The following is a 12,610-nucleotide window of genomic DNA, read 5'->3' on the forward strand; positions in this document are numbered from 1 at the left end:
ACAGCACTGGTTCTGGCCGGAGATGCTACCGGTTGGCCACTGGAGAGGGGAATGATGATTTTTCTTTTTGCCACTGATTATCCCTTCTTTCGCAAAGACGGAAAGCCCCGCAGGGCTTTCCGCGGAGCTTAGTCCTGGTTGCCAGGATAGGGCCAGAAGGGGAATCCCAGCAACAGCAACACGATAATAATCACCACGATAACAACCACTTCTCTATTCCGGCGATGACCCATATGAATCCCTCCTTTTTAATACTTCAGATTACAGGACATCCAGTAACAAGAGGATGACCACAATCACCACAATGATGAAGATAAAATTGGGATAGTAATGCATAGGAGCTTCCCCCCTTCCCGATTTCTGCTTTATCTTACGGCAAAAGGCGGTCAGGGGTGCTCGGCGGTTAGCCTATTTTTCTGGGCTTGCGCTTGGGAAAGGAAATAGGGTATGATGGGAAAAAGAACTATTCTATGGGCTGTAGGAGGAAGACAGGTATGTTGCACAGATTTTCCCGCACAGAATTGCTGCTGGGGCCAGAAGGATTGGAACGGCTGCGCCAGGCCCGGGTGGCAGTCTTTGGTATTGGCGGGGTGGGTTCTTATGCTTGTGAAGCCCTGGCTCGAGCCGGGGTAGGGTCACTGGTGCTGGTGGACTATGATGATGTCTGTTTAACCAATATCAACCGGCAGATTCATGCTTTGAGCAATACAGTGGGGCGGCCTAAAGTGGAATTGATGGCGGAACGGATCAAATTGATCAATCCCGGAGCAGAGGTAGAATCCATCAAGGAATTTTATGCTCCTGAACATAGAGAGCGCCTGCTCAGGCCAGACTATGATTATGTAGTGGATGCCATTGATAATGTCACCGGCAAGCTGGACTTGATCAAGGGCTGTCTGGCGTTGAATATCCCCATAATTTCCGCCATGGGAGCAGGAAACAAACTGGATCCTACTGCTTTCCGGGTGGCAGATATTTCTGAAACGGCGGTCGACCCTCTTGCCCGGGTACTCCGGCGGGAATTGCGCAAAGCGGGGATCTACCGGGGGGTCAAGGTGGTTTATTCGGAAGAGCCACCCATCCCACCCAGGGTAGGGCTGGCTGATTGTAAGACCAATTGTGTTTGCACCAGCGAACAGGGCCGGGGCAGCTGCACCTTGCGGCGTCAGATTCCAGGCAGTGTTTCTTTTGTACCTCCGGTAGTAGGGATGATTATGGCCGGGGAAGTGGTAAAAGATTTATGCGGTCTTGTTGACAAAAGGACAAAAGGGGCATATAATAAAAAGCAAGATACCCGGGTATAGTATAGGGGGTGAGGATAGTGAACAGTACCGAAGTATCGGTAGAAGGCAAAGAGGAGATACTAAAAAGGCTGAGAAGGATAGAAGGGCAGGTCAAAGGGATACAGCGGATGATTGAAGAGGATCAGGATTGTCTGAAGATCCTCACCCAGATCGCCGCTGTTAAGGCAGCTGTTCAGGCTGTCGGAGTGACCATTGTAGAGCGCAATACCGTCAAGTGTCTGGAATCAGCCTGCAGCCAGGGGCGGCAGGATGAGTATGTCAAACATTTAGTAGAAGTGCTGATGCGCTTCGCTAAATAAGAAAAAAAGGAGGAGATTACATATGGCAGGCGCAAATGTTAAAACCTTTACTAATGCCAACTGGAAAGCGGAGGTTCTGGAAGCTACTCAACCGGTACTGGTGGATTTCTGGGCAGCCTGGTGTGGCCCTTGCCGCATGATCGCACCGGTAATTGACCAGCTGGCCGATGAATATGTCGGCAAAGTGGTAGTGGGCAAACTGAATGTGGATGAAAACCGGGAAACAGCCATTGAATACGGGGTCATGAGCATTCCCACCTTGTTGTTGTTCAAAGATGGCAAACCGGTAGAGCGGATTGTTGGCTACCAGACCAAAGAGCAACTGGCCCGCATTTTGGCCAAACACATCTAAATAAACAAAGGGGCATCCCTGGTGGGTGCCCTTTTAGTTTCATCTGGCCTGTTTCAGTAAATAAATTTCTCGCTCGTTTTCGGCAATTTTGCTGGTCTGGTAATCGATATAGGCTTGAATATTAAATAGTTTTTTGTTGATATTCTCAACTTTACCGGATAATTCAACAACATCTTCTGTTGTCCGTTGCAAAGCAGCGGAAATATATTCGGTGCGGTGTTCAATAGAACGGGTCACAAGATACAGCTCACCCTGGCGTGTATCAATTCCGTCAACCCGCTGTTCCAGGCCATTCACGCGTTGCTCCAGGTTGTCCATACGTTGTTCCAGGCCATTCATGCGTTGCTCCAGGTTGTCCATACGTTGTTCCAGGCCATTCATGCGTTGCTCCAGGTTGTCCATACGTTGTTCCAGGCCATTCATGCGTTGCTCCAGGTTGTCCATGCGCTGTTCCAGGCCATTCATGCGTTGCTCCAGGTTATCCATGCGTTGTTCCAGGCCATTCATGCGTTGCTCCAGGTTATCCATACGTTGTTCCAGCCGGTCGAAGCGCTGATTGAAAGTGCTATGCAAGTTTTCAACAGCATGCAGTATCTGGTATAACATTTGTTCCACCTTTTTCCCTCCCCCCATAGAAAATCCTGAATAAATTATAGCAAATGGGCATAGTGGAGAACAAGTGTTTTTGGGGAGAAAATTTTTAGAGAGCGATAATTTTATAGGGATGGGCGATCAGCCGTCTAGGGAGAGAAAAAGCCACCAGAGTCTGCTGATTATTGCAGATCTGCCAGTTGCCCACTTCTCTGGCCAGAGCCTGGGCCCGGGAGAAGACCAGGCCCAGGTTTTTCTGCAAACAAAGGGTGGCTCTTTGCAGAGCAGTATTCCAGGCGGTTTTGCTACTGGAATGGGATACTAGAAAAATCAAGGCATTAGGGGCTTCCAAAACAGGACCCTGTAACGGGAAGTCATCCAGTAAAGACATTTTTATATCTACCTGACAGGGAGGGGCTTCCCGGCAGTAGCTTGCGGAAACCATTGAGGGAACAGCTATCGGACCGAGATAAAGCAGGGGCTGACATTCAGAAACAGGCAAGTAGGCTGTCCAGCCAGCTTTGATAGTTATCGGCCAGAACCAGCCACCATGGCGGTTGAAATCAGCCAGGAGATGGGAGGAAAGTTTTAGTCCGGTCAGGCCCAGAAGCAAACTGGAGGGAATTTTGAAATGCAAAAGCTGTTGGATTTCCACAGCCAGTACGTGGCCAGTACGAGCCTGGGGTAAATATTTGCTGATTTGCCAGCTAAAGCGGTTTGGTTCCCGATGAGTCACCGGACAGACTGGAATTTGTAACTGAATTTCTTCCATATCCCTTCCCTCCTTGCCTTTTGTTCATTGATATGCAGCTAGCTCCCGGAATATGTGGGGAAAGATGGCGAGGAAAGAGAAGGTTTTTGGGGAAGAATGTAGAATGGGAAAAAAACAGAAACTGTCACAGGGGGGAATAAAGTGAAGTACATAGACTTACGCAGTGATACCGTAACCCAGCCGACCGAGGAGATGCGGCAAGCCATGGCCCGGGCGGAAGTGGGGGATGATGTTTACGGGGAAGATCCCACGGTTCGGCGATTGGAGGAAAAAGCGGCCGAGCTGTTTGGCAAAGAGGCGGCCCTGCTGGTACCCAGCGGGACTATGGGCAACCAGCTGGCGGTGCTGGCCCATACCCAGCGGGGAGATGAGGTTATAGTAGAGGCAGAAGCTCATGTCTTTTTCTATGAGGTAGGAGGCCTGGGCGCCCTGGCCGGAGTCCAGACCCGTACCATCCGCGGGGAAAAAGGGGTGTTGCCGGCTACCAGGGTGCGGGAGGCCATTCGCCTCAGTGATATTCATTTTCCACGCACGGCCTTGATCTGCCTGGAAAATACCCATAACCGGGCGGGGGGAACAGTAATGGGGCTTCAGGAAATGGAGGCTATTGGCCAGATTGGCAAGGAATATCAAATTCCCATTCATTTGGATGGGGCCAGGATTTTCAATGCTGCCACCTACCTTGGACTGACGGTAAAGGTGCTGACCAAGGATATGGATTCGGTGATGTTTTGCCTCTCCAAGGGTCTGGCAGCTCCTATCGGTTCCATGCTGGTCGGGTCTGCCCAGTTCATTGCCCGCGCCCGGCGTTTGCGGAAAATGCTGGGCGGTGGTATGCGTCAGGCCGGGATAATTGCGGCAGCTGGACTGGTGGCCCTGGAGACCATGGTGGAGCGGCTGGCAGAAGACCACCGGCGGGCCCGTCAGCTGGCGGAGGGATTGGCTGCCATTCCCGGGCTGAAGGTGGACCTGGAACGGGTACAAACTAATATCGTAGTGGCTGATATTATGGCAACAGGCTTGAGTCCGGCGGTTTTCCTGGGCAAATTGAAAGAACAGGGGGTACTGGCCGCAGCATTTGGCGGCAATCTGGTGCGGTTTGTTACCCATAAAGATATCGATGATCTGGATATTGATCAGGCACTAATGGAAATCGAGAGGATTTGCCGGAAAGGGAGATAGTATGAATCTGTTTGAACAGGCTAATCTCACGGGACGGGGGAAAATGGCTCCCCTGGCGGACCGCATGCGCCCTCGTACCCTGGAGGAGTTTGTGGGGCAGGAGGAAATTGTGGGGCCGGGGCGGCTTTTACGCCGGGCCATTGAGGCTGACCAGCTCAGTTCCATGATATTTTACGGTCCGCCGGGCACGGGAAAAACGGCCCTGGCCAAAGTAATCGCCAACCAGACCCGGGCTGTGTTCACTCAGCTCAATGCCGTGACTTCTGGTGTCAGTGAGCTGCGCCAGGTCACAACAGCGGCAAAAGAACGCCTGCTGTACGAGCAAAAGCGGACTCTTTTGTTTATTGATGAGATTCACCGTTTTAATAAAAGCCAGCAAGATGCCCTGTTACCTTTTGTAGAGGATGGGACCATCATTTTGAATGGGGCGACCACGGAAAATCCCTACTTTGAAGTGAATAAGGCTTTGCTTTCCCGCTCCCGGGTTTTTCAATTCCGCCCCTTGACTGAACAGCACATCCTGGAACTGCTGCGTCGCGCTCTCGACGATGAGGAGCGGGGCCTGGCCGGTTACCGGCCGGAGGTGACCGAGGAGGCCCTGCGGCATTTAGCCCGGATGGCCAACGGTGATGCTCGCAAGGCTTTGAATGCCCTGGAGCTGGCGGTGCTGACAACTCCGCCGCAGGAAGACGGCAGGCGGCTGGTAGACCTGGCGGTGGCGGAGGAATCCATCCAGCGCCCGGCCTTGCTTTATGATAAAAGCGGGGACCAGCATTATGATGTGATTTCGGCTTTTATCAAGAGCATGCGCGGTTCCGATCCCGATGCCACACTGCACTATCTGGCCCGCATGCTGGAGGCGGGGGAAGAGCCGGAGTATATAGCCCGCCGGATTATTGTCCATGCCGCCGAAGATGTGGGACTGGCTGATCCCCAGGCCCTGGTGGTGGCGGTAGCTGCTGCCCAGGCGGTGGAACGGATTGGTATGCCGGAAGGCAGGCTACCGCTGGCTCAGGCTGCTCTCTATGTGGCACTGGCACCCAAGGAAAACCGGATTATCAAGGCTATTGATGCGGCTCTGGCTGATGTGCGGGCTGGCAAAGGGGGACCGGTTCCCCTCCATTTGCGGGATACCCATTACGCGGGAGCCCGGGACCTGGGCCATGGACAGGGGTACAAGTACCCCCATAATTATCCGGGCGCCAGGGTGGAACAGCAATATCTGCCCGATGATCTGCGGGGTCGGCAGTACTGGCCCCGACAGGAGAAAAAAGACGAGTAAAATAGTTGGATTTGAAATTGACAAATATACCCCTGTATGCTATTATATGACCAGAAAGAAAACCGACGAATTTGCTAGGAATTGAGGTGAGGGGCATGAAGCTGTCCACGCGCGGTCACTATGGGGTGCAGGCTATGTTCGATTTGGCCCAGCACTACGGGGAAGGACCGATTCCTTTAAAAAGCGTGGCAGAACGCCAGAACCTCTCCGAACACTATCTGGAACAGCTGGTGGGCAGCCTGCGCAAGGCTGGCCTGGTCAAAAGCATTCGCGGAGCCCAGGGAGGTTATATCCTGGCCCGGGACCCGAAGGAGATCACCGTCGGGGACATTATCCGGGTGCTGGAAGGTCCGGTGGCTCCGGTAGAGTGTGTCGGTGAGGAGATGCAGGAAAGCTGCAATCGCCTGGATGTCTGTATTACCCGGCTGGTCTGGCAGCGGGTGAAGGAAACCATCGACCAGGTGCTGGATTCCATCACTCTGGCCGATATGCTGGAAGAAGCAGAGAAGTTGAAACAGCAAGGTGATTTTTATATGTACTATATTTAAAGGAGATGAAAGCAAATGCGGCGCATATACATGGACCACAGTGCTACCACTCCGGTGGATCCGGAGATTGCCCAGGCTATGGTCAAGTACATGACTGAGGATTTCGGTAACCCCTCCAGCATTCATGCCTTTGGCCGGGAAGCCCGCAAGGCGGTGGAAGAGGCCCGGGAGCGGGTGGCAAAAGCTATCGGTGCCAATCCCCAGGAAATCATTTTCACCAGTGGCGGTACAGAGGCGGATAATATGGCCATACTGGGGGTAGCCCAGGCTAACTGCAAGAAGGGCAATCATATCATCACTTCCTCGGTGGAACACCACGCTGTACTGGATACCTGCAAACATTTGGAGAAAAATGGCTATTCTGTCACTTACCTGCCTGTGGATGAATATGGCCGGGTACGGGTGGAGGATGTGGAAAAGGCTATAACCAAAAATACCATCCTCATTACCATCATGCATGCCAACAATGAGGTGGGTACCATCCAGCCCATTGCTGAAATTGGCCAGCTGGCCAAAAAGCATGGAGTGCTCTTCCATGTCGATGCCGTGCAGTCTTTTGGCAAGATTCCGGTGAATGTGGATGAGCTGCAGGTGGATCTGCTCTCCCTTTCCTCCCATAAAATCTATGGGCCGAAAGGAGTAGGAGCTCTCTACATCCGCCGCGGTACCCGCATCACTCCTATCACCCACGGTGGGGCCCAGGAGCGCAAGCGCCGGGCCGGGACGGAAAATGTGCCGGGGATTGTCGGCTTTGGCCTGGCAGCGGAAAAAATTGTAGCGGAAATGGCAGAAGAAAGCCCGCGCCTGCAGGCTTTGCGGGACAAGCTGATCAAAGGCATTATGGAAAAAATGGATTATGTCAAGCTCAATGGCCATCCGACTGAACGGCTGCCCCATAATGTCAATTTCAGTTTCCATTTCATTGAGGGCGAATCGCTGCTTTTAATGCTGGATATGAAGGGTATCGCCGCTTCCAGTGGTTCAGCCTGTACTTCCGGTTCTCTGGATCCTTCCCATGTCTTGCTGGCCATGGGGCTGAGCCATGAAGTAGCTCACGGTTCCCTCCGCCTGACCCTGGGCAAGGTCAATACAGAAGAGGATGTGGATTATGTCCTGGAGGAGTTGCCGAAAATTGTACAGCGGCTGCGGGAAATGTCTCCCCTGGGACCGGGAGTGACTATTGAAGCAAAGGAGTGTTATCATCATGTACACTGAGAAAGTAATGGACCATTTCACCAATCCCCGCAATGTGGGGGAAATTCCCGATGCCGATGGGGTAGGGCAGGTCGGCAATCCTTCTTGTGGGGATATCATGAAAATTTTCATTAAAGTGGACAATGATGTGATTACAGATATTAAATTCAAGACCTTCGGCTGCGGGGCAGCAGTAGCTACCAGTTCCATGGTCACTGAGATTGTCAAGGGCAAGACCATTCAGGAAGCCCTGCAGGTCACTAACAAAGATGTGGCTGAAGCTCTGGAAGGTCTACCACCCCAGAAAATGCACTGTTCCAATCTGGCTGCTGATGCTCTGCACGCAGCGATCAAGGATTATCTGCAAAAGCAGGGACGCAGTGAGTAAGGATGAAAAAAATCGAAGCCGTAATTCGGCCGGAGAAACTGAATGAGGTTAAACAGGCATTAGAAGCCTACGGGATCAAGGGTATGACTGTCTCCCAGGTAGTAGGCTGTGGACTGCAAAAAGGGCGGACTCAGCTTTATCGGGGTACGGAAATCAACCTCAACCTTTTACCCAAAGTGAAACTGGAACTGGTGGTACCCAATGCCTGTGTCGAAGAAATTATGAATGTTATACTAAATTCTGCTTGCACAGGCGCCGTGGGTGATGGTAAAATATTTGTGACAGCAGTGGAAAATGCCATCCGGATTCGAACTGGAGAAGAAGGAGAGGCAGCTCTTACTTAATAAGTTTTAACCCGGTGCGATGGGGTACCGGTTGAAAAAGGCGATGACGCCGATAGGACAGTCAAGGTAGACTGTCTTGTCGGCGTTTGTTTTTTTATTCCACGAGGAGGAGGAGAAAGGACAATGGAGTTGAATTTGCAAAATCTGTCTGTGGGTCTGGATACTATCTGGGTTTTGCTGGCGGCAGCTCTGGTTTTCTTTATGGAAGCCGGCTTTGCGGCCCTGGAGGCGGGGTTTGTCCGCTCCAAAAATACATTGAATATCATCATGAAAGTATTAATGGATTGTGCTCTGGGTTTACTGGCTTACTGGGCTGTCGGTTTCGGGTTGATGTACGGGCAAAGCAAGGGCTGGTTTGGCACTAATGGTTTTTTTCTGCAAGGGGATTTCAGTTTTCTCGGTTTAAATATTCCAGTCTCTGTTTTCTGGCTCTTTCAGGCTGCCTTTGCCGTGGCAGTGGCCACTATCGTATCCGGTGCGGTGGCGGAACGGATGAAATTCAGTGCCTACCTGATTTTCAGCGCAGTAGCTACCGGACTCATTTACCCGCTGGCTGCCGGCTGGGTCTGGAATAGCAATGGCTGGTTGCATAACCTGGGCATGCTGGATTTTGCCGGTTCCGCTGCGGTGCATGCCGTTGGCGGCTGGGCGTCCCTGGCGGCGGCGATGGTGCTGGGGCCGCGGCTGGGCAAGTATGGTAAGGATGGCACTATCAATGCCATTCCTGGACATAATATCCCGCTGGCAGCACTGGGGGGCTTTATCCTCTGGTTTGGCTGGTTTGGCTTCAATGCGGGCAGCACTCTTTCCGCTTTGCACAAAGACATCGGCCTGATTGCTCTCAATACCAACCTGGCGGCAGCAGCCGGGGGTACGATGGGTTGTCTCTATACAATGTTCCGTTTTGGCAAGGCCGATGTCAGTATGGCTATTAACGGGGCCCTGGCCGGGCTGGTGGCTATAACCGCTGGTTGCGCCTATCTGGAACCGGCGGCTGCGGTAGCGGTGGGCCTGATTGCCGGCTTGCTGGTGGTGGAAGCTATTGGTCTCTTTGACCGCCTGCGCATTGATGATCCAGTGGGGGCTATTGCAGTCCATGGGGTTGGCGGCAGTTTTGGCACCCTGGCGGTGGGCTTGCTGGCCAAAGACGGTGGCCTCTTCTATGGCGGTGGCTGGCATTTGTTCCAGGTGCAGTTGATTGGGTTACTGGCCGTTTCAGTCTTTGCTTTTGCTGCAACTTACCTGTTGTTCCGGCTGCTGGCTGCGACAATCGGCATCAGGGTAAGTGCCGAAGAGGAACTGGAGGGACTGGATATAGCCGAGCACGGCTTCCAGGCCTATAATGAACTGGTCAGTGGCAGCCTCAGTACAGCAGCATTGCCATCAGTTCTGGCGGAAAGCTGGGTGGAAAAGGTAGAAACCAATTAGAGTATGTGCCGGCCTTCGGGCCGGTTTTTTGCTGGCAAGGTAAAGAAAATTTATGATAAAATGAGGATAGTAATACAAAATCGAAAGGACTGGGAGTATGTCAAAAGAGTCTATTTATTCTTTAGAGGACATAAAAAATAAACTTGAACCGATATTCAGGAAGTTTGGGTTAAAAAGAGCTGCTGTTTTTGGCTCTTATGCCAGAAAGGAAGCCAGCATGAGTAGCGATGTGGATCTGCTTGTTTTATTGGATGACACTTTTGAACTGGAAAAATACTTAAAATTCGAGGCAGCTGTTAAAAGGGCACTAAAGAAGAATGTAGATATTCTAGAATACAGATGTATTAACCCTGTTATGAGAGATGATATTTTAAAGGAGGCTATAGAAATTTATGGAAACAAGAGACAGGAAAATACTCCTGGCAATTCTTGAGGATATAGAAGACATTTATAAGGCACTAGATGAATTTAGTTGTGATACTATGGAGAAATTTTTAGCAAGTCGTTTGTTACAAAAGTGTGTAGTGATGAGTTTGATAAATATTAGTGAAGGAATAGGAGAACTGAGTAAAGAATTGAAATCCAAGTACAAACAAATTGATTGGAGTCAGTTTAAAAAGTTACGTAATATTGCCGCACATAAGTATGGAGCTATTAATTTTGTTGTAGTATGGAATATTATCAACAAAAATATCCCTATTTTCAAAAAAAGTATAATTAACATTTTAAAAGAAACTGAGATACAGCAATAAAAACTTTAGTTGGAGGACTACAATGCTAGTTTTACTGGTAGCTATCGGTACGGCCCTGCTGGGGGAAGTGAAAATTCAGCCTTTCGGGACGGCTTTTCGCTTTGGCCTGGGCAGTGTGTTCTTTCTGCTGGCCCTGATATTCTGGCGCCAGCTGCCATTACGCCTGACCGGCCTGGTGGTGGGCCTGACCACTGTTGCCTGGCGGATAGGGCTGGCCAGCTATCACGGGCTAAGCTGGAGCGAGGCTTTGTGGCTGCATTTGCCGGCCCTGGCCTACTACCTGACCCTGGTTTTCTTCTTGCATAATGCGGGCTGGGAGAGCAAGCGGGAACAGCCCCTGCAACTGGGGGGACTGGTGGCTCTGGCTGATGGCGGGGCCAACCTGGTGGAGATGCTGGTACGCACCGGTTTCAATCTGGAGCTGCTCACCCCCGGAAAACTGTGGGCCTTGCTGGTCGTAGCCTTGCTGCGGGGGTTAGCCGTGGTTTTGCTGGCCGATGTCCTGCTGCAGGAACGGCATCGGACCACCAGGGAAGTGGAAGAGGAACACCTGCTCAGGCGGTTACTGGTGGGGTCTAACCTGCACATGGAGGCTTTTTTTCTGCGCAAATCCATGGCCCAGGTGGAAACAGTAATGGCCCGCAGCCATGAACTCTATCAGAAATTGAAAAATCGTCAACCGGTTCCTGACCCCCTGGCCAAAATGGCCCTGGATGTGGCCAAAGAGGTCCATGAAATCAAAAAAGATCTAAAACGGCTGGAAGAAGGCTTAAATCAGCTGCTGGCCGAAGAGCCGGTAACTGAGGTGCTGACGGTAGAGGAAATTCTGGAGCTGGTGGCAGCCACCAACCGGGCCTACGCCCAAACTCTGGGCAGGAAGATCGAAATACAGACTGAGGCGGAAGGACAGTATGTCACTGACCGTATTTATCCGCTGGTTTCCATCTTGAACAACCTGGTGCAAAATGCAGTGGAGGCCATGGAGGAAGGACAGATCATCCTGCGGGCCGGGCTGGTAGCGGGTAAACTGGAGCTGCTGGTAGCCGATAATGGCCCGGGCATCGCACCCCGGGACCAGGAGCTGGTGTTTGAACCCGGTTTTACCACCAAATTTACCCCGGAAGGGCGGCCTTCCACCGGGATAGGGCTGACCCAGGTCCGGGATATGGTAGAGCATCTGGGCGGGGAGATCAGTTTGTCTTCCCAGCCTGGAACCGGAACCGTTTTTGCTATCAAAGTACCCTTGTAGGGGAGGTGACCTATGGGCGAATTCAAATTCATGATTATCGATGACGACCGTATCTGCAGGCGCATGTTGAGTATGATCATCGAACAGGAAGGTTTAGGGGAAGTAGTCGGGGAACTGGAGACCGGGGAAATGGCCGATATGGTGGTGATGCAGGTCCGGCCCGATGTAGTGCTGGTGGACTTGTTGCTACCCGGTCAGGATGGGGTTGAGGTAGTAGCTGCCCTGAAAGAAAGAGGTTTTACGGGGGCCATTGTCATGATTTCTCAGGTGGAAAACAAGGAAATGGTGGCCGGTGCCTATCAGGCGGGCGTGGATTTTTATATCCACAAACCCATCAACCGGGTGGAAGTGGTATCGGTTTTGCAAAAAGTGCTGGCCAATTTGCGCCTGACCCAATCCCTGGCCCAGGTGCGCAATTCCCTGGCAGCATTGGATTGGATGGTGGGCAACCAGCAACCGGAACGGAGCAGTGACAGGGAGAGCGGCAGCAAGAAAATGCGCCGGGTTTTGCGGGACCTGGGACTGGCGGGGGAAATGGGCAGCCGGGAACTGAACTGGCTGGTGGAGATTTTGCGGGAGAAGGAAGAAGAAGGGCGCACTCCGGCCAACCTGCAGCTCAAAGAGCTATATCAGGAATTGCAGGAACGCTACCGCCAGGAAACTGGAGAAGAGGTGGATCTGGGTACCCTGGAGCAGCGCATTCGCCGGGCAGTACACGAAGCTATGGAACATCTGGCCGCTTTAGGGGCGGAAGATTACCATGATCCTCTTTTTGAATACTATGCTCCCCGCTTTTTTGATTTTAACGAAGTACGGGCCAAATTGCGAGGAGAAAAGGGCAAGATCAACCTGAAAAAATTCATCATGGCCCTTTATGATGAGGTTACGCATCAATAACTGGAGTATACAATGTAGGCTCCAGTTA

The 12,610-nt window shown here is 51.8% G+C and carries 16 protein-coding genes; 14 read left to right on the forward strand and 2 right to left on the reverse strand.

Features of this window, described 5'->3' with window-relative positions; translation table 11 throughout:
* Nucleotides 1-494: 494 nt before the first annotated feature.
* From ULO1_RS10895 to trxA, 3 genes are read left to right on the forward strand one after another with little or no spacing between them, the layout of a single operon-like run.
* Nucleotides 495-1,304, forward strand: a complete 810-nt coding sequence (locus ULO1_RS10895; protein ID WP_079906745.1) for a ThiF family adenylyltransferase — start codon at nt 495-497, stop codon at nt 1,302-1,304.
* Between the two features lie 17 nt (nt 1,305-1,321).
* Nucleotides 1,322-1,603 carry a metal-sensitive transcriptional regulator gene (locus ULO1_RS10900; RefSeq protein WP_078665460.1) on the forward strand — a complete coding sequence of 94 codons (282 nt, stop codon included), beginning with the start codon at nt 1,322-1,324 and terminating at the stop codon, nt 1,601-1,603.
* A gap of 22 nt (nt 1,604-1,625) precedes the next feature.
* Nucleotides 1,626-1,955, forward strand: coding sequence for a thioredoxin (trxA, locus tag ULO1_RS10905; RefSeq protein ID WP_078665459.1), 330 nt, complete (start codon nt 1,626-1,628; stop codon nt 1,953-1,955).
* Between the two features lie 39 nt (nt 1,956-1,994).
* Here trxA and ULO1_RS10910 read toward each other — a convergent pair whose 3' ends face one another.
* Together ULO1_RS10910 and ULO1_RS10915 are read right to left on the reverse strand one after the other, a co-directional pair.
* Complete coding sequence (locus tag ULO1_RS10910) at nt 1,995-2,570, reverse strand: hypothetical protein (protein WP_079933594.1); 576 nt, start codon at nt 2,568-2,570, stop codon at nt 1,995-1,997.
* An 85-nt stretch (nt 2,571-2,655) separates the two neighbouring features.
* Nucleotides 2,656-3,318, reverse strand: a complete 663-nt coding sequence (locus tag ULO1_RS10915) for a hypothetical protein (protein ID WP_079933595.1) — start codon at nt 3,316-3,318, stop codon at nt 2,656-2,658.
* Between the two features lie 141 nt (nt 3,319-3,459).
* On the opposite strand from ULO1_RS10915, the gene ltaE reads away from it, so the two are divergent.
* From ltaE to ULO1_RS10970, 11 genes are all read left to right on the forward strand, one after another.
* The gene (ltaE, locus tag ULO1_RS10920; protein ID WP_079933596.1) at nt 3,460-4,500 is read left to right on the forward strand and encodes a low-specificity L-threonine aldolase; all 1,041 of its coding nucleotides are present in this window, start codon (nt 3,460-3,462) and stop codon (nt 4,498-4,500) included.
* A gap of 1 nt (nt 4,501) precedes the next feature.
* Nucleotides 4,502-5,782, forward strand: a complete 1,281-nt coding sequence (locus ULO1_RS10925; protein WP_079933597.1) for a replication-associated recombination protein A — start codon at nt 4,502-4,504, stop codon at nt 5,780-5,782.
* 95 nt (nt 5,783-5,877) lie between these two features.
* Nucleotides 5,878-6,330, forward strand: coding sequence for an Rrf2 family transcriptional regulator (locus tag ULO1_RS10930; RefSeq protein ID WP_078665454.1), 453 nt, complete (start codon nt 5,878-5,880; stop codon nt 6,328-6,330).
* A 15-nt stretch (nt 6,331-6,345) separates the two neighbouring features.
* Nucleotides 6,346-7,545, forward strand: a complete 1,200-nt coding sequence (gene nifS / locus ULO1_RS10935) for a cysteine desulfurase NifS (protein WP_078665453.1) — start codon at nt 6,346-6,348, stop codon at nt 7,543-7,545.
* On the forward strand, nt 7,535-7,912 hold the full coding sequence (nifU, locus tag ULO1_RS10940; RefSeq protein ID WP_078665452.1) for a Fe-S cluster assembly scaffold protein NifU: 378 nt from the start codon (nt 7,535-7,537) through the stop codon (nt 7,910-7,912). The genes nifS and nifU overlap by 11 nt, the downstream gene beginning before the upstream one ends.
* A 2-nt stretch (nt 7,913-7,914) precedes the next feature.
* Nucleotides 7,915-8,256, forward strand: coding sequence for a P-II family nitrogen regulator (locus ULO1_RS10945; RefSeq protein WP_078665451.1), 342 nt, complete (start codon nt 7,915-7,917; stop codon nt 8,254-8,256).
* A gap of 123 nt (nt 8,257-8,379) precedes the next feature.
* Nucleotides 8,380-9,684, forward strand: a complete 1,305-nt coding sequence (locus ULO1_RS10950; protein ID WP_079933598.1) for an ammonium transporter — start codon at nt 8,380-8,382, stop codon at nt 9,682-9,684.
* Between the two features lie 97 nt (nt 9,685-9,781).
* On the forward strand, nt 9,782-10,117 hold the full coding sequence (locus ULO1_RS10955; RefSeq protein WP_078665449.1) for a nucleotidyltransferase family protein: 336 nt from the start codon (nt 9,782-9,784) through the stop codon (nt 10,115-10,117).
* The gene (locus tag ULO1_RS10960; protein ID WP_079933599.1) at nt 10,077-10,436 is read left to right on the forward strand and encodes a DUF86 domain-containing protein; all 360 of its coding nucleotides are present in this window, start codon (nt 10,077-10,079) and stop codon (nt 10,434-10,436) included. Before ULO1_RS10955 ends, ULO1_RS10960 begins: the two co-directional genes overlap by 41 nt.
* Before the next feature lie 22 nt (nt 10,437-10,458).
* Nucleotides 10,459-11,685, forward strand: coding sequence for a HAMP domain-containing sensor histidine kinase (locus tag ULO1_RS10965; RefSeq protein ID WP_079933600.1), 1,227 nt, complete (start codon nt 10,459-10,461; stop codon nt 11,683-11,685).
* Between the two features lie 12 nt (nt 11,686-11,697).
* Nucleotides 11,698-12,582 (forward strand): response regulator, encoded by an 885-nt coding sequence (locus tag ULO1_RS10970; RefSeq protein WP_078665447.1) that lies wholly within the window; start codon nt 11,698-11,700, stop codon nt 12,580-12,582.
* Nucleotides 12,583-12,610 lie beyond the last annotated feature (28 nt).

The sequence above is a fragment of the Carboxydocella sp. ULO1 genome, assembly GCF_002049255.1.
In the GTDB taxonomy this organism is placed as follows: domain Bacteria; phylum Bacillota.

Coding starts and splice junctions, on each gene's coding strand:
- ULO1_RS10895 (WP_079906745.1), top strand. CDS start 495: ATGTTGCACAGATTTTCCCGCACAGAATTGCTGCTGGGGCCAGAAGGA.
- trxA (WP_078665459.1), top strand. CDS start 1,626: ATGGCAGGCGCAAATGTTAAAACCTTTACTAATGCCAACTGGAAAGCG.
- ULO1_RS10915 (WP_079933595.1), bottom strand. CDS start 3,318: ATGGAAGAAATTCAGTTACAAATTCCAGTCTGTCCGGTGACTCATCGG.
- ULO1_RS10925 (WP_079933597.1), top strand. CDS start 4,502: ATGAATCTGTTTGAACAGGCTAATCTCACGGGACGGGGGAAAATGGCT.
- ULO1_RS10930 (WP_078665454.1), top strand. CDS start 5,878: ATGAAGCTGTCCACGCGCGGTCACTATGGGGTGCAGGCTATGTTCGAT.
- nifS (WP_078665453.1), top strand. CDS start 6,346: ATGCGGCGCATATACATGGACCACAGTGCTACCACTCCGGTGGATCCG.
- nifU (WP_078665452.1), top strand. CDS start 7,535: ATGTACACTGAGAAAGTAATGGACCATTTCACCAATCCCCGCAATGTG.
- ULO1_RS10945 (WP_078665451.1), top strand. CDS start 7,915: ATGAAAAAAATCGAAGCCGTAATTCGGCCGGAGAAACTGAATGAGGTT.
- ULO1_RS10950 (WP_079933598.1), top strand. CDS start 8,380: ATGGAGTTGAATTTGCAAAATCTGTCTGTGGGTCTGGATACTATCTGG.
- ULO1_RS10955 (WP_078665449.1), top strand. CDS start 9,782: ATGTCAAAAGAGTCTATTTATTCTTTAGAGGACATAAAAAATAAACTT.
- ULO1_RS10960 (WP_079933599.1), top strand. CDS start 10,077: ATGGAAACAAGAGACAGGAAAATACTCCTGGCAATTCTTGAGGATATA.
- ULO1_RS10965 (WP_079933600.1), top strand. CDS start 10,459: ATGCTAGTTTTACTGGTAGCTATCGGTACGGCCCTGCTGGGGGAAGTG.
- ULO1_RS10970 (WP_078665447.1), top strand. CDS start 11,698: ATGGGCGAATTCAAATTCATGATTATCGATGACGACCGTATCTGCAGG.